The organism is Paraburkholderia sp. OAS925, assembly GCF_040543975.1.
GTDB lineage: Bacteria > Pseudomonadota > Gammaproteobacteria > Burkholderiales > Burkholderiaceae > Paraburkholderia > Paraburkholderia graminis.
Genome location: NZ_JBEUNO010000001.1, coordinates 62,274 through 85,775 on the forward strand (window position 1 = coordinate 62,274; position 23,502 = coordinate 85,775).

17 protein-coding genes, 3 pseudogenes and 1 riboswitch are annotated in these 23,502 nt (G+C 65.0%); of the genes and pseudogenes, 3 read left to right on the plus strand and 17 right to left on the minus strand.

Annotated features, from left to right (window positions below; genetic code table 11):
• Positions 1–14: 14 nt before the first annotated feature.
• From ABIE53_RS00290 to ABIE53_RS00335, 10 genes and pseudogenes are all read right to left on the minus strand, one after another.
• Positions 15–1,193, minus strand: a complete 1,179-nt coding sequence (locus tag ABIE53_RS00290) for a TraB/GumN family protein (RefSeq protein WP_192700361.1) — start codon at positions 1,191–1,193, stop codon at positions 15–17.
• Positions 1,186–2,205, minus strand: coding sequence for a peptide ABC transporter ATP-binding protein (locus ABIE53_RS00295; RefSeq protein ID WP_192700362.1), 1,020 nt, complete (start codon positions 2,203–2,205; stop codon positions 1,186–1,188). Before ABIE53_RS00295 ends, ABIE53_RS00290 begins: the two co-directional genes overlap by 8 nt.
• Complete coding sequence (locus tag ABIE53_RS00300) at positions 2,202–3,209, minus strand: ABC transporter ATP-binding protein (protein WP_006052554.1); 1,008 nt, start codon at positions 3,207–3,209, stop codon at positions 2,202–2,204. Before ABIE53_RS00300 ends, ABIE53_RS00295 begins: the two co-directional genes overlap by 4 nt.
• Positions 3,210–4,127, minus strand: coding sequence for an ABC transporter permease subunit (locus ABIE53_RS00305; RefSeq protein WP_006052553.1), 918 nt, complete (start codon positions 4,125–4,127; stop codon positions 3,210–3,212).
• 86 nt (positions 4,128–4,213) lie between these two features.
• A pseudogene (locus ABIE53_RS00310) lies at positions 4,214–5,225 on the minus strand (ABC transporter permease subunit).
• A 150-nt stretch (positions 5,226–5,375) separates the two neighbouring features.
• A pseudogene (locus ABIE53_RS00315) lies at positions 5,376–7,005 on the minus strand (ABC transporter substrate-binding protein).
• Positions 7,006–7,312: 307 nt separating this feature from the next.
• Positions 7,313–8,143, minus strand: coding sequence for a methylenetetrahydrofolate reductase [NAD(P)H] (gene metF, locus ABIE53_RS00320; protein ID WP_053858857.1), 831 nt, complete (start codon positions 8,141–8,143; stop codon positions 7,313–7,315).
• Positions 8,144–8,153: 10 nt separating this feature from the next.
• Positions 8,154–8,507 (minus strand): phage holin family protein, encoded by a 354-nt coding sequence (locus ABIE53_RS00325; protein WP_006052549.1) that lies wholly within the window; start codon positions 8,505–8,507, stop codon positions 8,154–8,156.
• Positions 8,508–8,640: 133 nt separating this feature from the next.
• A complete protein-coding gene (gene ahcY / locus ABIE53_RS00330; protein ID WP_006052548.1) occupies positions 8,641–10,062 on the minus strand; it encodes an adenosylhomocysteinase in 1,422 nt (473 codons plus the stop codon).
• Between the two features lie 32 nt (positions 10,063–10,094).
• Positions 10,095–10,234: riboswitch (S-adenosyl-L-homocysteine riboswitch) on the minus strand.
• 213 nt (positions 10,235–10,447) lie between these two features.
• Complete coding sequence (locus tag ABIE53_RS00335) at positions 10,448–11,275, minus strand: glycosyltransferase family 2 protein (RefSeq protein WP_192700363.1); 828 nt, start codon at positions 11,273–11,275, stop codon at positions 10,448–10,450.
• Positions 11,276–11,456: 181 nt separating this feature from the next.
• Between ABIE53_RS00335 and ABIE53_RS00340 the strand changes: the two genes are divergently transcribed.
• The gene (locus ABIE53_RS00340; protein ID WP_006052546.1) at positions 11,457–12,407 is read left to right on the plus strand and encodes a LysR family transcriptional regulator; all 951 of its coding nucleotides are present in this window, start codon (positions 11,457–11,459) and stop codon (positions 12,405–12,407) included.
• A 262-nt stretch (positions 12,408–12,669) separates the two neighbouring features.
• Here ABIE53_RS00340 and ABIE53_RS00345 read toward each other — a convergent pair whose 3' ends face one another.
• Positions 12,670–14,556 carry an OmpA family protein gene (locus ABIE53_RS00345; RefSeq protein WP_192700364.1) on the minus strand — a complete coding sequence of 629 codons (1,887 nt, stop codon included), beginning with the start codon at positions 14,554–14,556 and terminating at the stop codon, positions 12,670–12,672.
• Positions 14,557–14,740: 184 nt separating this feature from the next.
• A complete protein-coding gene (locus ABIE53_RS00350; protein ID WP_192700365.1) occupies positions 14,741–16,399 on the minus strand; it encodes a GMC family oxidoreductase in 1,659 nt (552 codons plus the stop codon).
• 439 nt (positions 16,400–16,838) lie between these two features.
• Here ABIE53_RS00350 and ABIE53_RS00355 point away from each other — a divergent pair, with 439 nt between their 5' ends.
• Together ABIE53_RS00355 and ABIE53_RS00360 are read left to right on the plus strand one after the other, a co-directional pair.
• Positions 16,839–18,548, plus strand: coding sequence for an isovaleryl-CoA dehydrogenase (locus ABIE53_RS00355; RefSeq protein ID WP_192700366.1), 1,710 nt, complete (start codon positions 16,839–16,841; stop codon positions 18,546–18,548).
• A 79-nt stretch (positions 18,549–18,627) separates the two neighbouring features.
• The gene (locus ABIE53_RS00360) at positions 18,628–20,046 is read left to right on the plus strand and encodes a coniferyl aldehyde dehydrogenase (RefSeq protein ID WP_192700367.1); all 1,419 of its coding nucleotides are present in this window, start codon (positions 18,628–18,630) and stop codon (positions 20,044–20,046) included.
• A gap of 46 nt (positions 20,047–20,092) precedes the next feature.
• On the opposite strand, the gene ABIE53_RS00365 is transcribed toward ABIE53_RS00360, so the two are convergent.
• The 5 genes and pseudogenes from ABIE53_RS00365 to fliE form a co-directional block, all read right to left on the minus strand.
• Positions 20,093–20,464 (minus strand): EscU/YscU/HrcU family type III secretion system export apparatus switch protein, encoded by a 372-nt coding sequence (locus ABIE53_RS00365; protein WP_192700368.1) that lies wholly within the window; start codon positions 20,462–20,464, stop codon positions 20,093–20,095.
• Positions 20,464–21,910 (minus strand): annotated as a pseudogene (gene fliK / locus ABIE53_RS00370) (flagellar hook-length control protein FliK). The gene ABIE53_RS00365 and the pseudogene fliK overlap by 1 nt, the downstream one beginning before the upstream one ends.
• Before the next feature lie 101 nt (positions 21,911–22,011).
• Positions 22,012–22,338 carry a flagellar protein FliT gene (locus ABIE53_RS00375; RefSeq protein WP_006053248.1) on the minus strand — a complete coding sequence of 109 codons (327 nt, stop codon included), beginning with the start codon at positions 22,336–22,338 and terminating at the stop codon, positions 22,012–22,014.
• Complete coding sequence (gene fliS, locus ABIE53_RS00380; RefSeq protein ID WP_192700370.1) at positions 22,335–22,769, minus strand: flagellar export chaperone FliS; 435 nt, start codon at positions 22,767–22,769, stop codon at positions 22,335–22,337. Before fliS ends, ABIE53_RS00375 begins: the two co-directional genes overlap by 4 nt.
• A gap of 243 nt (positions 22,770–23,012) precedes the next feature.
• Complete coding sequence (gene fliE / locus ABIE53_RS00385) at positions 23,013–23,363, minus strand: flagellar hook-basal body complex protein FliE (protein WP_053858865.1); 351 nt, start codon at positions 23,361–23,363, stop codon at positions 23,013–23,015.
• Positions 23,364–23,502 lie beyond the last annotated feature (139 nt).

Sequence of the window (23,502 nt, forward strand, 5' to 3'; positions counted from 1 at the left end):
CGGCGCGGCTGTTCTTATCCTGCCTCGACCGCGAAGCCATGCTGCCGCAGCAATTGCAGCACGCCTTTGCGTCCGCCAAGATGCAACGCGCCGATCGCCACGAATACAGGCTTGTTGGGCGAGGCGATCAGCAGCATCCGCGAGACGAAGCGCCGGTTGCGCGCGTAGACGATTCTTTCGTCGATCGAATTCGACACGCGTTTGTCGCGCGCGAGCTTTTCCGTTTTCGCGGCCTCCCACGCGGCGATTGCATCCGCATCGCCAACGCGCCACAGGCGGTGCAACGTGCGCACGTCCTCGACGTTTTGCGCGGGTGTTTGCACCAGATCCTGCGCAAGCATCTCGCGTTGTTGCGCGAGCGAGAGTCCGGTGAACGCGCGCATCTGCTGCGGCAAGGTTTCAAGCCCAACAATCTTGCCGCGTGTGCGCAGATAAACATTTTGCAGTTGCGCCTCGGTGCCGTATTCGGTCTGCAAACCGGCGCTGAGCGAGTCGTAGGTTTCCACCAGGAGCGACGCGAGCCACGGCCGCATCTTCTTGATCTCATCGAGCGCGGCGGGATTGCCGCGCAGACGAAACGCGAGCTTGCGCCACAGCGGCTCGGGCAAGAGACCCGGCAGGCAGTCGCGGCGGCATACGCCGTATTTCGACACGTCGTCTTGCGAGACCAGCAACTCGTCGGGCGAGAGTTCCAGCGCGAGCGTCGGCGAGGCCGCCAGTGCGCCCATGATCGGCGGACGAAACGGCTGAGCCGCGGGGTAATCGGCGGGATCGCCGACATGCAGCGTGCCGAGCACGTAGACCGTGGTCGTGCCGCGCGTCGCGACGTAGAACGGCATGCGCGCCGGTTGCAAACGTACCGGACCGCTCGTGCTCGTGCCCGGCGTCGCCGGCGGCGGATTGAAGCCCGGCAGCGCGGCGCGTGGCGGCGCCGGCGAATGCGGAGCCGGCGAATGCGGCAGCGGCACCGTGGGGCGCGCAGCCTTGGCGTTGGCGTCGGCGGAAACCGTTGGGGTATTGGCCGCGGCGCCCGCGGCATGCGCTATGCCACTGAGGCCCACGCCGAGACAGAAAACGCCGACGAGCGCGGCACCGGTTAGTGCACGCGCCCGCAAGCGTCGCGTGAAGGCAGCGCGGCGGCCGCCATCACGCGAGCGGCGCGCAAGACGACGCGCCGCCAGCGCATCAGGCATCCACGTCCCCCACCTCCTCGGCGCGGTGACACGACACCAGACGGCCATCCACTTCACGCAGCTTCGGCTCCTCGCTGCGGCAGCGGTCGATCACATACGGGCAGCGCAGATGGAACGTGCAACCCGACGGCGGATTCAGCGGCGAAGGCATTTCGCCTTGCAGCTTGATCTTGATCGTGCGATCCGCCTCGAAGATCGACGGCGTGGCCGACATCAACGCCCGCGTGTACGGATGCCGCGGCTTCGAGAAAATGCGCTTCTTGTCGCCGAGTTCCGCGATGCCGCCGAAGTACATCACCATCACATCGTCGGCGATATGCTCGACCACTGACAGATTGTGCGAGATGAACACGTAGCTCGTCTTGAATTGCTGCTGCAGATCCATGAACAGATTCAGAATCTGAGCCTGGATCGACACGTCAAGAGCCGACACCGGTTCATCGGCGACCACGATTTGCGGATCGAGAATCATCGCGCGCGCAATCGCCACACGCTGACGCTGACCGCCCGAGAACATATGCGGATAACGCTTCGCGTGTTCGGGGCGCAGGCCGACGGTGCGCATCATTTGCGCGATGCGTTCGGCGCGTTCCGTCGCGCTCAGTTGCGTGTTGATGGCGAGCGGTTCGCCGAGCGTCTGCTCGACCGTCTTGCGCGGATTCAGCGACGCAAACGGATTCTGGAACACCATCTGCACGCGCCGCCGCAGCGCGGCGATTTTCGCGTGATCGGCGCCGGCCACATCTTCGCCGTCGATCAGCAAGCGGCCCGCGCTCGGCGATTCGATCATGGTGAGCTGGCGCCCAAGCGTCGACTTGCCGCAGCCGGATTCGCCGACCACGGCAAGCGTCTTGCCGCGCTCGAGCGCGAACGACACGCCGTTGAGCGCCTTCACCGTGCCCGTCGCGAACATGCCGCGCTTGACCGTGTAGTAACGCGCGAGCTTGTCGGCAACCAGCACGTGATCGCCCGCATGGTCCGACTGGCGCCGCGTTTCGGGTACTGCATTCATCGTGCGCCTCCATGTGTGTGAACGTTCGCGTCGCCGACCAGATTCAGCGGCTTGATGCAGCGCACGCGCGCCACTGCCGCGTGACCTTGCATGGCCTCCAGCGGTGGTCGCGCCTTGTTGCAGTCGTCCACCATGTACTTGCAGCGCGGCGCGAAGAGACATCCTTTCGGACGATCGTCGCGGCCCGGCACCATGCCCGGCAAAGCAGCGAGCCGCACTGCGCCCACGTTGTGCTCGGGAATCGCGGCCAGCAATGCTTCCGTATACGGATGATGAGGCGCGGCGAAAATGTCCGGCACCTTGTTGGTTTCGATCACTTCGCCAGCGTACATGACCGCGACGCGCTGCGCGACCTCGGACACCACCGCGAGATCGTGCGAGATCAGCACGAGCGCCATGCCGCGCTCCTTCTGCAAGCGCATCAGCAGTTCCATGATCTGCGCCTGGATCGTGACGTCGAGCGCGGTGGTCGGCTCGTCGGCGATCAGCAGCTTCGGGTTGCAGGCAATTGCCATCGCGATCATCACGCGCTGGTTCATGCCGCCCGACATCTGATGCGGAAACGACGTGATGCGATTCTTCGCGTCCGGAATGCCGACCTGATCGAGCAGTTCGAGCGCGCGTTTGTCGAGCGCGCTGCCGCGCAGGCCTTCGTGCAGCTTCAGCACTTCCTTGATCTGGTAGCCCACCGTGTAGCTCGGGTTCAGACTCGTGAGCGCGTCCTGGAACACCATCGCGATGTCCTTGCCGATGATCTTGCGGCGTTCCTTCGCCGATGCCTTCAGCAGATCGCGTCCGTTGAACGTGATCTCGTCCGCGGTGACTTTGCCCGGCGCGTCGATCAGGCCCATCAGCGCCATCATCGTGACGCTTTTGCCCGAGCCCGATTCGCCGACGACCCCCAGCACTTCGCCCGGCGCGACGTCGAGATTGATACGGTCGACAGCGGGCAAGCCGTTGAAGTTCACCGCCAGATTGCGGATGGTCAGTAGGTTATTGCTCATTTATGCCATCCGTTTTAGTTTCGGATCGAGTGCGTCGCGCAGCCCGTCGCCGAGCAGATTGATCGCGAGCACCGAGATCAGGATGGACAAACCAGGCATCGTGACGATCCACCATGCACTGTCGATGTAATCGCGCGCCGAGGCCAGCATCGCGCCCCACTCCGCCGATGGCGGTTGCACGCCGAGCCCGAGAAAACCGAGCGCGGCCGCATCGAGAATCGCCGACGAAAAACCGAGCGTGGCCTGCACGATCAGCGGTGCGGTGCAGTTCGGCAGCACTTGCGAAAACATCAGGCGCAAGGTGCCGGCGCCCGCCACACGCGAGGCCGTCACGTATTCCTTCTGCAACTCGCCTTGCGCAGACGCGCGCGTCAAACGCACATAGCCCGGCAACGCGACGATCGCAATTGCGAGCATCGTATTGACGAGACCCGGACCGATGATCGCGACGACCGCCACCGCGAGCAGCAGCGACGGCAGCGCGAGCAGCACGTCCATGATCCGCATGATCGGCGTGTCGGCCCACTTGTCGAAGAACGCCGCGATGAGGCCGAGCACGATGCCCGGAATCAGCGCGAGCACGACCGACACGAAGCCGATCCAGAACGACAGCCGCGCGCCGTACATGAGACGCGAGAGGATGTCGCGGCCGGCTTCGTCGGTGCCGAGAACGAAGCGCCAGTTGCCGCCTTCGAGCCACGCGGGCGGGATCTTCACGAAGTCGCGGTACTGTTCGATCGGGCTATGCGGCGCGAGAAGCGGCGCGAAAATCGCCACGACGATCAGCAGCAACACGATGATGCCCGCGCCGACCGCGCCGCGATTACGCGAGAAATTCGCCCAGAATTCGCGGGCGGCGATAGCGCGGCCGCTGGGCGGAGTTACTGCTGTGGGAACTGTGTTTTGGATGTCTGCCATCGTCATGCCTCCCGCGGAACCGCCTCAAGGGAGGCATGCGCCCCCTCGGGGGGCAGCGAACGAATGTGAGCGTGGGGGTTCATGTCTTACCTCGTATGGCGGATGCGCGGATTCAACACGCCGTACAACAGATCGACGACGAGGTTCACAAAGATAACCAGTGTGGCGATCATCAGGATACCGCCCTGCACGACCGGATAATCGCGGCGGCCAATCGCGTCGATCAGCCACTTGCCGATGCCCGGCCACGAAAACAGCGTCTCCGTCAGCACCGCGCCCGCAAGCAGCGTACCGACCTGCAGACCGATCACCGTCACGACTGGGATCAACGCATTGCGCAATGCATGAACGACGATCACGCGCCCAGGCGACAAACCCTTCGCGCGCGCCGTGCGAATGTAGTCCTCGCGCAGCACTTCAAGCATCGACGAACGCGTCATGCGTGCGACGACCGCGAGCGGAATCGTGCCGAGCACGATGGCCGGCAAAATCAGATGGCTCAACGCGGATTTGAACGCGCCTTCGTCGGTGGACATCATCGCGTCGATCAGCATGAAGCCGGTCACGTGCGGAATGTCGTATTCGACCGCGATGCGGCCCCGACACCGGCGTCCAGCCGAGCTTCACCGAGAACACCATGATGAGGATCAAGCCCCACCAGAAGATCGGCATCGAATAGCCGGTGAGCGCCGTGCCCATCACGCCGTGATCGACCGCCGTGCCGCGCCTGAGCGCAGCGAACACGCCCGCCGGCAGGCCGACTATCAGCGCGAACAGCATCGCGCAGATCGACAGTTCGACGGTGGCGGGGAAACGGGCGAGGAATTCGCCCATGACGCTGGTGTTCGTGATGATGGAGGTGCCGAGGTCGCCGTGAAGCGCGCGTCCGATGTAGTGGACGTACTGCATCGGCAGAGGTTCGTCGAGGCCCAGCCGGTGCATCGCTGCGGCGTGCATGGCCGGATCGACGCCGCGCTCGCCCATCATCACTTCGATGGGATCGCCCGGTATCAGGTGAATCAGCGCGAATGCAAGGATCGTGATGCCGATGAACGTCGGTATCACCATGCCTATGCGGCGCAAAACAAAGCGGAACATGGTTCGTCCCTATGGTCTTGATGAAGAAAAAACGCAACCGGCGACGAGGGCTCGTGACCCCGGTCGCCGGACCATTTCGACCAGTTTTCTAACCGTGCGAAAAGCGTACTGCGCGAATTTTACGACTTGCCCGACAGGTTGGCGGGCGCCTTACTTGACGCTCACGCCGTCGAAGCGCGCATAGCCGAGCGGCTCGATGCGCATGTCGTTCACCTTCTTGCTGACAGGCTGATAGACCGTCGAGTGAGCGATCGGCGAGAACGGCAGTTGTTGCGCGAAGATTTCCTGCGCCTTCGTGTAGGCCGCCGTGCGCGCGCCCTGATCCGACGTTGCGCGGCCCTTCTGGATCAACTCTTCGAAAGGCTTGTGGCACCACTTCGAGAAGTTGTTGCCGTTCACCGCGTCGCAGCCGAGCAGCGTGCCGAGCCAGTTGTCCGGATCGCCATTGTCGCCCGTCCAGCCGATCAGCATCGTGTCGTCTTCACCAGCGTGCGCGCGCTTGATGTACTCGCCCCATTCGTAGGTGACGATCTTCGCCTTCACGCCGATCTTGGCCCAGTCGGCCTGGATCATTTCCGCCATCAGGCGGGCGTTCGGGTTGTACGCGCGTTGCACGGGCATGGCCCACAACGTGATGTCGAAGCCGTTCGGATAGCCGGCCTTCGCGAGCAGCGCCTTGGCCTTGTCCGCATCGTACGATGCGCCCTTCAGGTTCTTGTCATAGGACCATTGCGTCGGCGGCATCGGATTCGTGGCGGCCTGGCCTGCGCCTTGATACACCGAGTCGATGATCGCCTTCTTGTTGATCGCCATGTCGAGCGCCTGACGCACTTCGACCTTGTCGACCGGTTTGTGCGTCACGTTGTACGCGAGATAGCCGAGGTTGAAGCCCGGCTGCGACGGCATCGCAAGGCTGGATTCAGCCTTCAGCGGCGCGATGTCGGCGGGACGCGGATAGCTCATCACCTGGCATTCGTCGCGCTTGAGCTTCTGCACGCGCACCACCGGCATCCGGCGTGATCGAGAAGATCAGCTTCGAGATCTTGACTGCGTTCGGCTTCCAGTAATCCGGGTTGCCGTCGAAGCGAATCGTCGCGTCTTTCGTATAGCTGCGGAAGATGAACGGACCGGTGCCGACCGGGAACTGGTTGATGTCCGCGGCCTTGCCGGCCTTCAGCAACTGGTCGCCATATTCGGCCGAGAGAATCGACGCGTATTCCATCGCCATGTTCTGGATGAACGGCGCGTTGACTTCCTTCAGCGTGAACTTGACCGTGTACGGATCGACCTTTTCGACCTTCGTGATCAGCTTGTCGAGGCCCATGTCCGTGAAGTACGGAAACTGCACGGAGTAGGCCTTGCGGAACGGCTGATTGGTGTCGAGCATGCGCTCGAACGTGAACAGGACGTCGTCCGCGTTGAATTCGCGCGTCGGCTTGAAGAACGACGTGGTCTGGAACTTCACGCCGTGACGCAGATGGAACGTGTACGTCTTGCCGTCCGCGGAAACGTCCCACTTTTCGGCGAGGCCCGGCTCGACCTTCGTGCCGCCGCGCTCGAATTCGACGAGGCGGTTATAGACGGTGAACGTATTGGCCGTGAAATCGGTGCCCGTGGTGTACTGGGCCGGATCGAAACCCGCGGGGCTGCCTTCTGAGCAGTAGACGAGTGTCTTGTTCGGAATCTCGGCGCGCGCGCTGTTTGCGCCCACCAGCGATGCCGCTGCAGCTGCGACGAGCGTCGTAACACGCGCGGCGCGCAACAGATTGTTTTGCTTCATGTTTCCTCCAGGTTCGGGGCTGGCTGACGCCAGCGTAGCGCGATATTACTGAGCTTTCCCCGGTGTCACAAGCAGAGGAAATTATCGGCGATGCCGCCGCTGGCGCGCCCCGGCGGATATTTGCAGCGCTCTTTCGAATGACTTTCAGAGTAGGTGATTGGGGCGGTTTTGGGGGAATCGTTTGAGTGTTCTGCCGCAGGGCTCGGAAAAACACGGGAAGAAAAATGTCCGCGAGACGCGCCGCGCGTCATTCGCGCGGCGGTCTGCGGAGGACCAACGGAAGCGATAACCGTTGGTTGTTCGACGCTCAGCCCTTCAACCGCTCGCAAATCGCCTTGGTCGCCGCCGCCCCGTTCAGCGTATAAAAATGCAAACCGGGCACCTTGGCATCGACCAAACGCTTGCACAGGTCCGTCACCACGTCGAGGCCGAATGCGCGGATCGACTCGCGGTCGTCGCCGAAACTCTCCAGCCGGCGCGCGATCCAGCGCGGCACTTCCGCGCCGCACATCTCCGAAAAGCGCATCAGTTGCGAGAAGTTCGTGATCGGCATGATGCCCGGCACGATCGGCACATCGACGCCGAGCTTGCGTGCGTCGTCGACGAAACGGAAGTACGCGTCCGCGTTGAAGAAGTACTGCGTGATCGCGGAATTGGCGCCAGCCTTCACCTTGCGGGCGAAGTTTTCCAGATCGTGACGCGGCGAGCGCGATTGCGGATGATATTCCGGATAGCCGGCCACCTCGATCCAGAACCAGTCGCCGAACTCGGCGCGGATAAAGCTCACCAGTTCCGACGCATAACGCAACTCGCCCACTTCGCCCATGCCCGAAGGCAGGTCGCCGCGCAGCGCGACGATATGGCGAATCCCATGCGCGCGGTACTGGTTGAGAATCGCGCGCAAGCTCTCTTTAGACGAGCCGATGCACGACAGATGCGGCGCCGCCTCGAGCCCTTCCTTCGCCATATCGACGACGGTATCGAGCGTGCCCTGCTGCGTCGAGCCGCCGGCGCCGAACGTGACGGACACGAACTTGGGCTTTAGCGTCGCAAGCTGCGCACGCGTGGCGCGCAGCTTGTCGACGCCTTCCTGCGTCTTCGGCGGGAAGAATTCGAATGAAAGTTCGATCGGGTTCATGATCAGTATGTCAACCGAGACTGCGGTTGCCGAAAATAAGCGCGGACAGCAGCCATGAAACGATGCTGTACAGAATCGAGCCGAAGAACGCCGACCAGAATCCCGAGACCTCGAAACCCTTCAGCAGCGACGCGCACAGCCAGAAGCACAGCGCATTGACCACCAGAATGAAGAGCCCCAGCGTCACGATCGTGACGGGCAGCGTCAACAGGATCAGCACCGGGCGCAGGACCGTGTTGATCAGTCCGAGCACGACCGCGACGATCAGCGCGGTGCCGAAGCTGCGGATATGAATCGACGGAACGAGATAGGTGATGATCAGGAGCGCCAGCGCATTGATCAGCCAGGTCAGCAGCACGGTCATGTCAAGCTCCTTGCAGGCAGAATGTCCGTTAATCGATGGGAAGCGGGCATGGTGAACAAAGCGGCGCATGCGCGCCGCTCCGTCGTCATACCGTCATGTTTTGCAGCGCGAAGGCGCACCGCAACGCACGTGCTTAGTAGCGGTAGTGATTCGGCTTGAACGGACCGTTCTTGTCGACGCCGATGTAACCGGCCTGATCGTCGGACAGCACGGTCAGCGTTGCGCCGATGCGCGCCAGATGCAGGCGTGCGACCTTCTCGTCCAGATGCTTCGGCAGCACGTACACGCGGTTCTCGTACTTGTCGCCTTGCGTGAACAGTTCGATCTGCGCGAGCGTCTGGTTCGTGAACGAGTTGGACATCACGAACGACGGGTGGCCCGTCGCGCAGCCCAGGTTCACGAGACGCCCTTCGGCCAGCAGAATCACGCGCTTGCCGTCCGGGAAAATGATGTGGTCGACTTGCGGCTTGATGTTGTCCCACTGGTACTGACGCGTCGATGCCACATCGATTTCCGAATCGAAGTGCCCGATGTTGCAGACAATCGCGTTGTGACGCATCGCCTTCATGTGATCGTGGTTGATCACGTGATAGTTGCCGGTTGCCGTCACGAAGATGTCGGCCTTGTCGGCTGCGTATTCCATCGTCACGACGCGGTAGCCTTCCATCGCCGCTTGCAACGCGCAGATCGGATCGATTTCCGTGACCCACACGGTCGCGCCGAGACCGCGCAGCGATTGCGCGCAGCCCTTGCCCACGTCGCCGTAACCGGCCACGACCGCGATCTTGCCCGCGATCATCACGTCGGTCGCGCGCTTGATGCCGTCGACCAGCGACTCACGGCAGCCATACAGATTGTCGAACTTCGACTTCGTGACCGAGTCGTTGACGTTGATCGCAGGGAACGGCAGGCGGCCTTCCTTCTCCATCTGATACAGACGATGCACGCCCGTCGTGGTTTCTTCCGTCACGCCCTTGATGTGCGCGAGGCGCGTGGAGTACCACGTCGGATCGGCGTCCAGATGACGTTCGATCGACTTGTACAGCGCGACTTCTTCCTCGTTGGTCGGCTTGGCGATCACCGAGCGGTCTTTCTCTGCCTTCGAGCCGAGGATCAGCAGCAACGTCGCGTCGCCGCCGTCGTCGAGAATCATGTTGGCGAACTCGCCGTTCGGCCATTCGAAGATGCGGTGCGAGAACTCCCAGTATTCGTCGAGCGACTCGCCCTTGAACGCGAACACCGGCGTGCCGGCCTTGGCGATGGCGGCGGCGGCGTGATCCTGCGTCGAGAAGATATTGCACGAGGCCCAGCGCACGTCCGCGCCGAGCGCCGTCAGCGTTTCGATCAGCACGCCGGTCTGAATCGTCATGTGCAGCGAGCCGGCAATGCGCGCGCCCTTCAGCGGCTGCTGCGCCTTGTATTCGTCGCGCGTTTGCATGAGACCGGGCATTTCCGTCTCTGCAATGGTGAGTTCCTTGCGGCCCCAGTCGGCGAGCGACAGGTCGGCAACGATGTAATCCTGGGAAGCCTGGGAATCGATAACTGCGGCGTTCATCACGCCCTCCTTTCTAAATAGTGACTAGAAATTTGACGTGAGCGCGGTTCGATGCGGTGGATAGGACAGCGCAATTGCGCATCCGGGCCCTCCGATTGAAGCCTTCGAGCCTGGCGGGCGGCCGGCGAATATATGCTGATTCGCGGTACCCGTCGCAACGCTCCTCGAAGACGAACGGCGATTGTAGCAAATTGGGATGGGTGTGGGGCGCGGGGCGGAGGCGCTTGTGGGCCCGTGGATGAAGGCGGCGACGCGGCGGCGGCTCGTGAATTGGGGCTCGGTGTTCGCCTTGGTTGCGGCGCCTTTGGGCCGCTGCGCAGGCTCCGGCCACACATAGTTGCCAGCGCAGTTACAGACAGACGCCGCCCCACCTAACAGCGCAACTTCAGCACGGCTTTCCGTCCGCCGTGGCAGCGGCCTCGCCCGCCGCCGGCATTGCGGCCTCGGCGGCGAGATCCGCGCCGCGCAACTGCGCGATGCCCGCTTGCGCCCTCTCGAGAAACCGAAGCGAAAAAGAGAACGCGTCGGTCACGTCGGCGGGCGACGGCGTCAACCAGCCAAACGCAATGCGGAAGTACCGCTCCGCGTGGATGCCCGCGTGGTAATGCATGCGCACGCGCTTCACGTCCGGCAACCGCGGATTGCCGAACATCTCCCGCAGCGCCCACGAGAACGCGCCATCCTCGCCGCCGATACGGCGAAACGCGTCATCCATCGGAAAGCCGCCGAGCGCCGCGTACACCGCACGGCGGACGATCAAACTGCTCGGCACCGTGTTGCTGAGCGTCGCCGCGTGCTGCGCAAAATCGGGGTGGCCGGTGATGTCGGCCGGGAAATCGACGTACTCGACGTCGAGCCGCACCGACACCTGCTTCGGATAGTGCGCGAGAAACGCGCTTGCCGCGGTCAGCGCGCCGGGCAAATATTCGTCGTCGGCATCGAGAAAGGCGAGCAGATCGTGCGACGCGTGCAGCGCGCCCCAGTTGCGCGCCCGCGCCGCGCCGCCGTTGCCCGGCATGCGCAGCAGTTGCACGCGCGGGTCGATGTTTGCGTATTGCTGGACCAACTCCGCGGACGCATCGGTCGAACCATCGTCCACCACGATGATTTGCGCGGTCTCTGGTTGAATGCGGCAGCTATCGAGCGCGCGAGCGAGCGTCGACGCGCCGTTGTAGCAGGGAATAACGATGCAGATAGCAGAAGCGGGCGTCATGGGGAAGCGGCGGCAGCCGGTCGCGTCAAAGGTGGCAATCGTAGCTCGCGGTTCGCACCGCACGTCTCAATATTAGGCGCGCGTTGCAAGGCCGAGCGATTGCCGAAGCCGCCCTCGCCGTCATAAATGCCATGACTTACAATCGCCCGATTCATTCCAATATGGAATCGGGAGCCCGACCGTGGAACTGCGTGCGCTGCGCTATTTCGTCGAAGTCGTTCGTCAGCAGAGCTTCACCGTCGCCGCCGAGCAGATGTTCGTCACCCAGCCCACCATCAGCAAGATGGTGAAGTCGCTCGAGGACGAGATCGGCTCGCCGCTGCTGCTGCGCGACGGCCGGCAGATGGTGCTCACCGACGCCGGCCGCATCGTCTATCAGCGCGGTCAGGAGGTGCTCGCCGCGCACGCGCAGTTGCAGGCCGAACTGAACGATCTCGGCACGCTCGGGCGCGGCGAACTCACCATCGGTATTCCGCCGATGGGCGGCTCGCTCTTCACGCCCGCGATTGCCACGTTCCGCCAGCGCTATCCGAAGATCGAGCTGAAGCTGTTCGAGCAGGGCTCGCGCGCCATCGAGACGGCGCTCATCAACGGCGAGCTGGAACTCGGCGGCGTGCTGCAGCCGGTCGACCCCGCCAATATCGACGTGCTGCCGATCACTCGTCAATTGCTTTGGCTCGTCGCGCGCACCGGCTCGCCCTGGGACGAATTGCGCGAAGTGCCGCTCGCACAGCTCGCGAACGAGCCGTTCGTGTTCTACGGCGAGAGCCTGGCGCTCAACGACGTCGTGCTAAACGCGTGCCGCGTCGCCGGGTTCGCGCCGACTATCGTCGGACGCAGCGGACACTGGGATTTCATGGCGGCGCTGGTGCTTGCCGGCGTCGGCATCGCACTGCTGCCCGCGCCTTATTGCCGGCGGCTCGATCCCGCGCAGTTCACCTGCCTGCCGGTGGTCGAGCCGGAGATTCCATGGGAAATGGCGATGGGCTGGCGCCGCGACGGCTATCTGTCGCACGCGGCGCGCGCCTGGCTGGAGGTGGCCCGCGAAACGCTGCCCGGCCGCGCCGGCGACGACCTGATGCTCGGCCTGACGGGCATCGCCGCGCCGCTTCAGGCGCCGCGCGCGGAATGACAAATGCCGCCCGGCGGGTGCCGGGCGGCATGGTGGTTGGGATTGAGCGTCGCCCGCCTTGCTGCAGCCGGTGACGCGCCACCGGCATTACTGCTCCGCGTGAAGCGCGACCGGCCTTCTTGCTGCGCATGAGGCGCCCGCCGGGCATGCTGCTGCGCGCCGAGCGCCAGCGGCCTTTACTGCTGCCCGTGATTCAGCGCCGCCATCGCTGCTGTGCGCCGGACGGCACCGCCTTACGGCTGCGGCTCACGCGCCCTCGTCCTTATTGCTGCGCGCTGAACTCAATACGGCGATTGGCGAAGCGTCCGCTAGCCGTGTCGTTGCCGGCGATCGGGTGCGTCTGGCCATAACCCTGCGCGCGAAGCGAGTCGCCCGGTACGCCGGCTTTGACCAGATACGAGCGAACCGCTTCCGCACGTTCCTTCGACAGTTGCAGATTGGCCTGTTCGCCGCCGACGTTGTCCGAATAGCCCGCCACTTCGAGCTTCGCGACCCGCCCGTTGCGCGCGCAGGCGTTCAGCACGCGCGCCGACTGGCCCAGGTCGTCGTTAGCCGTCGCCGGCACACGCGCACTCGAGCTTCCGAAGTTGATCACCTGCAGGTTGAGCACTTTGGCGATATCGGCCGCGACGCACGTCGGGTTGCCCGTCAACAGCGCCTTGACCGCGCTGCGAAAATTCACGGTTGCCTGTTCGACGGCGTGTTCGGGGTCGAACGCGCCGACGTCGTATGAGGCGCCGAATAGCGACTTCAACGCGTTCTGCCAACCCAGTTTGGCGTTGGCAGCCGCGCCGCTCAGTTCGATTCGCGTGCCGTCCAGTTTCAGTTCCGCGCCGGGCACGCTCATCAGCGGCACGAGGCCGTCGAGGCGCGCGAGCCAGTCGGCCGGGTTGGTGGCCGGGTCGACGGTGATGTTCGCGCTGTAGTTGTTTTGGCCGAGGCGCTTGGTCAACTCGTCGATGAGCTGCGTCTTTTCGGCCTCGCTGCCGACCGTCGCGGTGAACGTCGGCTTGCCCGCTTCGTTCACGCTGAACGCGAACTGGCTGTTTTTGGACGGCGCCGCGGCGACGCCCGGCTGATGCGCGTCGCTTGCGCCGTTTGCACCGCTCGCACCACCAACGCCACTCGCCCCTCCAGCAACACCCGCCCCGCTCGCCGCAACGACCGACGCCGACGCCGACGCAGCGGCAGACGCCGCATCCACAGCCGCCGACGCCGCGGCGTCCTGCACGGTGCCCGTCACCATCGACGCGACGCCGTCGCTAGCCGCGACTGCCGCTGCAAGCTCACCGGACGCCCCGACCGCCGCCGAAGCCGGCTGCGCCGCTACAGGTTGCGCGCTCTCACCGACCGCATCGCCAGCACGGTGTTGCAGTTGCGCGAAGCTGCCCGGAAACAGATAAGCCAGCAACGCGGCGCCGAGCCCGAGCGCCAACAACAGCCACCACAGCCACGCGTGCGAGCGGCGCTTTTCGCCGACCACCGCGTCCGCCGGCACGTGAACGGCCGCGGTCACTTCGGGCGTGGGTTTCGCCGCCGGCATCGGATGCTCGATATGCGCCGACACCGCCTTCAACTGCCCGAGCACGCCGCCGGTAAAAGCGCCAACCGTGCCGAGTCCAAGCGCGCCGAGCAGCCGGTCGTTCAGATACGGCGCGATGAGCGGCATCTGATGGCTCAACAGCGCCGGCAGTTGACCGACGCTGCCCTGGCTTTTCAGCAGATGCTGTTTGAGCATGCCCAGCATGGTCGCGCCGACGATGCCCGTGATCGCATGCGTGGCGTGCGCCGGCACGCCGGTTTGCACGGCGACTTCGTCGCTGAGCGACTCCGCGCGGCGGTCGAGCGAACGCTCAAGCAACGCGCGCCCCGCACCTTCGAGTTCGCTCACGCCGCGCGTACTGTCCGTCAGATGCGGCAACTGTTCGGCGATTCGCGCGTCGACATCGGGCGAGACGGCGGTGGCGAACAGCGAGCGCGCGCCCTCGAGCGTCGCGGCCTTGTGCATCAGCCCGGCCAGCAGCGCGGGCGCGGCGGTGGTCACCACGGCGCGCGTCGCTTGCGGCGGCAAGCCGATGCGCTCGCCCAGTTGCGCGACCACTTCGTCCGTCAACGCGGACTGGATCGCGTGAATCAAATTGATGCTCATGCCTTCGCTTCCTGGAGTTCCCGGACCCGCCACCTGACGCGCCCCTAATTGCGCGGCGATTATAGGTATCCGGAAGTCTCATAAAAGGAACGGCACAATTTATGACGATTTAGACGACGTTCGCACTGGTTCTCTCATAATTGGCGTCGGAAATGCGGCAGTTCGAGCGGGCGTACCGACACGTTCACGCGGCGCTGGCCGTCGGCGCGGCGCTTGCGACTGCGCCGGCCTGCTCCACCGTCTGCGGCCGGCGACGGCTCGCCGTCATCAGCTCGGCCGCGCGTTCGCCGATCATCACCGTGGGCGAGTTGGTGTTGCCGCCGATCAGCGTCGGCATCACCGATGCATCGACGATCCGCAGTCCCTCGACGCCTCGCACGCGCAATTGCGGATCGACCACCGAGCGCGCATCGCCGCCCATCCGGCAGGTCGCGACCGGGTGATAGATCGTGTCCGCGTGCTCGGCGATGGTCTGGCGCAACTGTTCGTCGGATTGTCCGGGCCGCGTGTACAGTTCGCGGCCGCCGTGCAGCGCAAGCGACGGCGCGTCGAGAATGCGCCGCGCCATCTGCACGCCTTCGACCAGCAGATCGAGATCGCGCGAATCGCTGAAAAAACGCGGGTCGATCACGGGCGCATCGCGGGCATCGGCGCTCGCGAGCGTCACCGAGCCGCGGCTAAACGGCCGCAGCACGCACACATGCAGCGAATAGCCGTGGCCCCAATGCATGTGCCGGTTATGGTCGTCGACGAGCGCCGCGCAAAAATGCAGTTGCAGATCGGGCCGCTCGAGCGTCGGCCGGCTCTTCAAAAAGCCGCCCGCCTCGGCGACATTGCTCGACAGCATGCCGCGGCCGTGGCGCATGAAGGTGACGAACTGCGGCACCATCCGCGCGATGCCGCGCACCGAGAAACCGGTCGGCTCGATCGACGACACGCGCTTGTTGATCGTGAAATCGACGTGGTCGATCAGGTTCTGGCCGACTTCGGGCGCATCGTGCAAGACCTCGATGCCATGCGCTCGCAGATGCCCGGCCGGCCCGATGCCGGAGCACATCAGCAATTGCGGCGAATTGAACGCGCCCGCCGCGAGCACGATTTCGGCGCGCGCGGTCAGTGTCTCGCGACGGCCGCCGCGCACCACGTCCACGCCGCTCGCGCGCTTGCCGTCGAACACCACGCGCAGCACCGTGGCATCGGCGATCGTATGGAGATTGGCGCGCTCGCGATCGTAGATATAAGCGCGCGCGACGCTGCAACGCCGGCCATCGCGCTGCGTGACCTGATAGAAGCCGATGCCTTCCTGATCGGCGCCGTTGAAGTCGTCGTTCGGCTTGTAGCCGGCTTCCATCGCGGCCTGCACGAAGCGCTTCGAAAACGGATTCCGGTAGCGCAGATCCGACACGGAGAGCGGGCCGCTGTCGCCGTGCCACGCATCGGCGCCGCGCTCGTTGCCCTCGGCGCGGCGGAAGTACGGCAGCACGTCCTGCCACGACCAGCCGTCGCAGCCCAGTTGCGCCCATTCGTCGTAATCGAGCGGATGGCCGCGCGTGTAGATCATCGCGTTGATCGCGCTCGATCCGCCGAAGCCGCGCCCGCGCGGCTGATAGCCTCGCCGGCCGCCGAGTCCCGGTTGCGGCGTCGTCAGATAGCCGTAGTTGGTCTTGAGTTTGTTCGGCACGACCGCCGCGACGCCCACCGGCATGTTGACCAACAGGTTGCGATTCGTATGCGGGCCCGCTTCGATCAGGGCAATCGTCGCGTCGGGACAGTTGTCCGCGAGACGGCTCGCGAGCGCGCAGCCGCCCGAGCCGGCACCGACGATGATGTAGTCGTATTCCATCGCTCCTCCTGATGAGTGCGTTGTCTGCGCACCCTGTCTCGTGCACACTTGTCTACGTGTGTTTCCCGGCATTGTAGGGACGGTTCGGAGGCCGCGGCGGCTTCACGTCAGAGCGATTACTCTAAACCTGAACGCCCCTGCGCCCCTATGATGAAAGACCCGCAGACGCCCGCCGCGCGGCGGCTTGCGGGATTCAAACAGGGTCCGTGAGCGATGTGCTTTTGGCGCACGGTGAGTCGGTCGCAATCAAACGGCGCGGCGCGGACGCGTGTTATCGACCGCGCACGGATGGCGCACCGATGGGCGCCGATGCCGCAGCGAAAACGCATAGAGCGCGCACAGACAGCGCACGCAAAGCGCCCACTTGGCGCAAACGCCGCGCGATAAAAAACCCGCGCCGGCGCCCTTGCCGCGAACACGCGGCGAACGGAGACAGCAGATGCAACGCCATAGCTTCGGCCAGACTCACGAGGTCACCAATCAGGTGCCGCCGCTCGCGGACTACAACCTCTTTTCCACCGACGCCGCGCTATCCGCCGCGCTCGAACGCGACGGCGCCGCATGGCATCGCGACGCGCTGCTGCGGCACGGCGCGGCGCTCACCACGCCGGAGACGCTCACGCTCGCCGAACTCGCCAACCGTCACACGCCCGAGCTTTCGACGCACAGCCCGCGCGGCGAACGTATCGACGCGCTCGAGTTTCATCCCGCGTGGCATGAGCTACTCGCTCTGCTGCGTCGCGAGGGATTGCACGCGTTGCCGTTCTCCGACCCGCGGCCGGGCGCGATGGCCGCGCGCTGCGCTGGGTACTTCCTGCATGCGCAGATCGAGTCCGGCTCGCTGTGCCCGTTGACGATGACGTTCGCGAGCATTCCGGTATTGCAGCGCGAGCCTCAACTGTTCGAGACGTTGCGCGACAAGCTGTATGCGCGCGAGCACGATCCACGCGATGTGCCGCTCGCGCAAAAAGCGTCCGCGATGATCGGCATGGGCATGACCGAAAAACAGGGCGGCTCGGACGTGCGTAGCAATCAGACCCAGGCGCGCGCGATCGCTGCCGGCGGCCGGGGCGGTGCCTATGAACTGGTCGGCCACAAATGGTTTTTCTCGGCGCCGCAATGCGACGCTCATCTGGTGCTTGCGCGCACGCACGATCACGTCGGCCTGTCGTGCTTTTTCGTGCCGCGCTTCACGCCCGACGGCAGCAAGAACGCCGTGCAAATCCAGCGTCTGAAAGACAAGCTCGGCAACCGCTCGAACGCGAGCAGCGAAGTCGAATTCCTCGACGCGTTCGGCATCATGATCGGCGACGAAGGACGCGGCGTGCCGACCATCATCGAAATGGCGAACTACACGCGGCTCGATTGCGTGATCGGCAGCGCGGCGCTGATGCGCGCGGCGCTCGTGCAGGCGATTCATCACGCGCGTCATCGCAGCGCGTTCGGCCGCAATCTAGTCGATCAGCCGTTGATGCGCAATGTGCTCGCCGACCTCGCGCTCGAATCGGAAGCGGCGACCGTGCTGTTCATGCGGCTCGCGCAGGCGTTCGAGCAATCCGCCGATGCAGGCACAGCGACGTCCGCCGCCGATTCAGCGGCTGCCTCCGCCGAGCGCGCATGGCGGCGCATCGTGACGCCGGCGGCGAAATACTGGGTTTGCAAACGCGCGCTCGAATTCACCGGCGAAGCGATGGAGGTGTGGGGCGGCAACGGCTACGTCGAGACCGGTCCGATGGCGCGCTTCTATCGCGAGGCGCCTGTCAATTCGATCTGGGAGGGCTCGGGCAACGTGATGTGCCTCGACGTGCTGCGCGCGATGGAGCGCGAACCCGACGCGGCGCAGGCGCTCTTCGCGCAATGGCAGGCCGATGCCGCCGCGCATCCTGCGTTGAGCGCGGCGCTCGGCAAACTCGCCGCGACGCTCAACGGACCCGCCGAACATCGCGAAGCATCGGCGCGGCGCATCGCGCAGCAGATCGTGCTGATCGCGCAGGCCACGCTGCTCGTCAGGCATTCGCCCGCCGTTGTCGCGGAGGCCTTCATTGCCACCCGTCTCGCGGATGGCTGCGGCGAAAGCGGACGCGTCTACGGCACGCTCCCCGCCACGTTCGATCACGCGGCGATCGTCGAACGCGCTTTTCCGGTTTGAAATCGCAGCCAGCGGCACGCAACCAAGCAACGACGCAACAACACCAATAAGCGCATCTTTCATCAGGGAGTGGTGAACAATGAAGAACGATTTGCCCGAGGTCGCCGCGCTGCAAGCGCTGCTTGGCGATCAGCGTCATGCGTATTTGCGTGCGCCGTATCCGTCGTGGGAAACGCGCGCGGCGCATCTGCAAGCGCTGCGCAAAGTGCTGCTCGATAATCGCGACGCGCTCGCCGACGCGATGAGCGCCGACTTCGGCAATCGTGCGAAACAGGAAGTGCTGCTTGCGGAATTCCTGCTGGTGAAGGAGGAAATCGACGCGGCCCTGCGCCACGGCAAACGGTGGATGAAAGCGCAGCGCCGCCGCACCAACAAATGGCTGCTGCCGGCCCGCGCGAAAGTGGTGCCGCAGCCGCTTGGCGTGGTCGGCATCATCGTGCCGTGGAATTATCCGGTGCTGCTTGCCGCCGGGCCGCTCATCAGCGCGCTCACCGCCGGCAATCGCGCGATCGTCAAGATGTCCGAACTAACGCCGCGCACGTCCGCGTTGTTCGAGCAGTTGATCGGCCAGACCTTTGCGCGCGATCACGTCGCGGTCGTCAACGGCGATGCCGCGCTCGCCGCTGCGTTCAGCGCGCAGCCCTTCGATCATCTGCTGTTCACGGGATCGACGAAAATCGGCCACGAGGTGATGCGCGCCGCCGCCGAGCATCTGACGCCGGTCACGCTCGAACTCGGCGGCAAATCGCCGGCGATCATCGGCGCGCACGCGCGTTTCGAGAATGCCGTGGATAACCTCATCGCCGGTAAGACGCTCAATGCCGGGCAGACCTGCGTCGCGCCAGACTACGTGCTCGTGCCGCGCGGCAAGGAGCAGACTTTCATCGACCGGGCGCGCGTGCGGATGGCGAAGATGTACCCCGGCTTCACGCACAACCCGGATTACACGTCGATTATTTCGCCGCGCCACTTCGAGCGGCTCGAGCGTCTCGCGGACGAAGCCGAGGCCGCCGGCGCGCAGTTGCATCCGCTCACCGACAGCGCGCCGGATGCTGCGAGCCGCCGCTTTCCGCCTGTCGCCGTGACGAATGCGCCCGCCGATTGCGAGTTGATGCGAGAGGAAATTTTCGGGCCGCTGCTGCCGATCGTCCCGTATGACACGCTCGACGACGCAATCGCGTGGATCAACGCGCGGCCGCGCCCGCTCGCGCTTTATCTGTATGCGGACGACGCCGCGACCATCGAGCGCGTCACGCACGAAACCATCGCGGGCGGGATGGCGATCAACGAAACGCTGATGCATCTGGCCTGCGAAAGCCTGCCGTTCGGCGGAGTGGGAGCCAGCGGAATGGGCGCTTATCACGGCTACGAAGGCTTCGTGACGTTTTCGAAGATGAAGCCGGTGTTGACGCAGGCGCGTCTGAACGCGCGCGGATGGATCGCGCCGCCTTACGGCAAGCGCGTCAATGCGCTGTTGAGATTGATGATGCGGTTTTGATTGCGGCTCGCTGCATGGTTGCGTGGTGGCGCGGTTACGCCGAAGCTCACCGCCCGTCACCCGCACCATCGATGTCGACCGCAACAACATCGGTGACATCCTCCACACCGCTCCTCGCGCTGCCCGACGCGGCCTGCGGCGGCTCGCGCTCCGCTCCGCTTTCCAGCCGATGCAGCCACGCCAGCAATTCGGCGACCGCCTGATAAAGCTGCGGCGGAATGCGCGCGTCGAGGTCCACCTGCATCAGCAGCGAGACCATTTCGGGCGCTTCATGCACGTACAGCCCGGCTTCCTTCGCGCGCTGCACGATCATGTCGGCGAGCATGCCGTAGCCCTTCGCGATCACGCGCGGCGCGGGATCGCCGCCATTGGCGTCGTAGACGAGCGCAGCCGCGCTGCGGCGATGTTTGCGGCTCATCACATGTCCCAGTCGAAATCGTCGGGCGGCGCGCGCCGGCTTTTTTCCGCCGCCGCGTTTGCCGCAGCCGACGTAGCCGCGCCCGCCGAAGCCGATCGCGCATACGCCGACGCCGCTGCCTGAGCGGCCGCCGCAGCGCTCGCCGTCGCCGCGCCCGTCGCAGGCGCGCCGCCGCCGATCTCGCGAATCGTCAACCCGTGCAACTGGATGCCCGCCGCCGCGAGCCGCTGACGAAAGCCCTCGCCCTGCATCGCGAGCCGCGCCCGCGCCGCCCGGACTTGCCTGCACGCGCGCGACGAGGCGCATGCCGGTCAAGGTCAATTCGGCGTCGACGGTGCCGAGCGTCGGCAGCGACAGCGTCAGCCGCGTGCGCCACGGCTGGTCCTCTTCGCTGGCCGTGCCGCCGCCGCTGCGGTCCCACTCGTCGCCGTCCTGTTCGATGGTCCAGTCGAGTTTCGCGCCGGGCCACGCTTCGCCGGTCCAGCGGAACTGGCCGGTCGCGAGCAGATCGAGTTGCTGACGCACAAGCGGCACGGTCGCGGGATGAACCGCGGCGGCTTGCGCCGTCTGCTGCGGGCTGCCGTCCGCCGCTGCCGACGCGGCGTTGTGCAAACCGGCATGCGTCGATTGACCGTTCAGGTCGGACAGCGAACTCGCGAGCACTTCACCTGCGGCGAAACGCGCGGCGTGCGCCGTGTCGATCGACGGCATCGCGCGGCCGGCGCTCGTGCCGGCATTCGCATTGGCCGAGTTCGCGGAATTCGCGAAATTGCCCGCGTTCGGCGTCGCACCGTCAGCCGCCCCGTTCGGCGCCGCGCCCATGCCCGGCCTTGCGCCTGCGCCGGCATTGGAAGCAGCAGACGACGCATCGCCCGCCCCGCTTCCCCAGTTCAACGGCAATTGCGCCGATGCCGCCACGAGCTTGTTCTGCGCCTCGCCGGCGAGCGTCTCCGGCGAGCGCTGGCCGCTCAGCCATTGGGCGAGATGCGCTTCGTAGAAGAGGCCGCTATCGCCGACCGTCTGCGCAAGCGCGGCCGCGAGCGCCGCAACGGGCACTTGCGCCGCCGCGACATTGGCAGTGGCCGCCGACGCAGCGGCGTTCGAAGCGAGATTAGGAGTAGCAGGCGCGTCGAAGAGCGGCAAAGCGCCGACTTCGACGTCGAGCGCGGGAGCGGCGGGCCAGATCGGCGTCTGGCCGACAATCGCCGGAGTCGCCTCGCCGCCCGAACGCACAATCGCGTTGAGCGTGAGCGCGACAGCGGACAAGGCCGTTTGCGCCGATGGCTGCGGCGGCGTTGGCGGGGCAAGAGGAGCCGAAGTGGTCGGCGCGGTCTCGACGTCCGGCGCGCCGGTTTGCGTGGTGGCGGCGCTGCCGGGACCAATGTTCAGCAGGCTGTCGACGCGGGTCGCGAGCAGCGATGCGAGGGCCGTGTCGATTCCGTTCATGCCGATTCCTTGGTCACATTGGCGGCAGCGCGCTCAAATTCGTTCAGTCAGGCGCCTCGCGGCTGCATCGCGGCTGCATCGCGGCTAGATCGCGGCCACCGTCAGCGCGCGCCGTAAAGCTCCTTCAGCACCCGCGACGGCCGTCCGCCGAACAGCGCCGACAGCTTCGCAAGGCTCGGATTGGCGAGGTCGCGGATCGCGGCGTCGTCGGCGAGAATCTGGCGGATCAGCGCGTACTTGCGCAGGCGCTCCGTCTCGTCGAGCTTGACGCCCGTCTCCGCCTCTTTCAGCGCGTCCACGAGTTGCCGGTATTCTTCCTGCAAGTGCACCAGGTCGTTCCACAGGGCGCGTCGGGCAGCCATCAGCATGCGGCAGGACAACGCTGCGATGGCCTCGTAGCGGGCAAAATATTCTGCGTTCGATGTCATCTCATGCTTTCCGCGGCCGGCTGGGCAGCCATCCGCGCTATCTCCGGGGCAATCCCGATCCATGCCTCTTCGAGCGTCGCCAGTAGACCGTCGACCTCGACCAGCATTGCCTCGCTCGCTTTTATATTGGCTTCCAGCAGCCGGCGCGACATATAGCTATATAGCGCGTTCAACCGCTGCGCAATCTCGCCGCCCACCTCAAGGTTGAGCGACTGCTGCAGCCCGCTTTCGACGATCTGAATCGCCTTGCCGATCGCCTGTCCACGACCGGCGACATTGCCCTGCTGCACGTGCATCCGTGCTTGCGCGATAGCCTGCCTGGCTCCCTGATACAGCATCACGATCAGACGATGCGGACTCGCGCCCATCACCCCTGTCTCGACGCCCACGCGTGCGTACGCATTGGCTCCAGAGTGTCCTGGGGAAAACATCGGCGCTCCTCCTCAATTGCAACTACGGTTGGTCGTGGCAGCCCATCGGGATGCGTCGCCGCGTCCCGGATTCATGCCTGTATCTGGTTATCGGATACGCAGCGAGAAAGCTTTAGGCCGGTGTAAGGAGGATTAAGGGGTCAGGCCGCGCGTGCTCGCGCATGCTCAGGCGAGCGGCGCGGCGCATGCAGCAGGTTGCGGCCGTGGCGGGCGGAACATTCTTGCCGCCGCGACCGCCAGCGTTCAGACCTGCATCTGCATGATGTCGTTGTAGGCGGACACCAGCTTGTTGCGCACCTGCAGGCCGAACTGGAAGCCGACGTTGGCCTTCTGCATGTCGACCATCACGTCGTTTAGCGACACGTTCGACGCGCCGAGCTCGAACGCCTGCGATTCGCCGATCGCCTTGGTCTGATCGCCGCTGATCTTGTCCAGCGAGGCCTTGAGCGCCGACGCAAAGCCGCCGGCCGTGGCCGCGCCGGACTCCCCTGCTGCCGAAGCGCCGGCCGCCGCGGTGCTGCCGCCGGTCGCCTGCGCAGCCATCGAATGCAACTGTTGCAGCGCCGACGAAATCGCGTTCACGGGCAAAGTCATGTTCTCTCCAGTAATGACGAGCGGCACGACCAAACCGTACCGATCTGGACGAAAGCATAGCAGCGGGCTTTACGGGAAAGCCCCGAAACTAGGGGGGAAACCCGGCTCTATTCAAGCAATCGGGCGCGTCTGCCGTGCG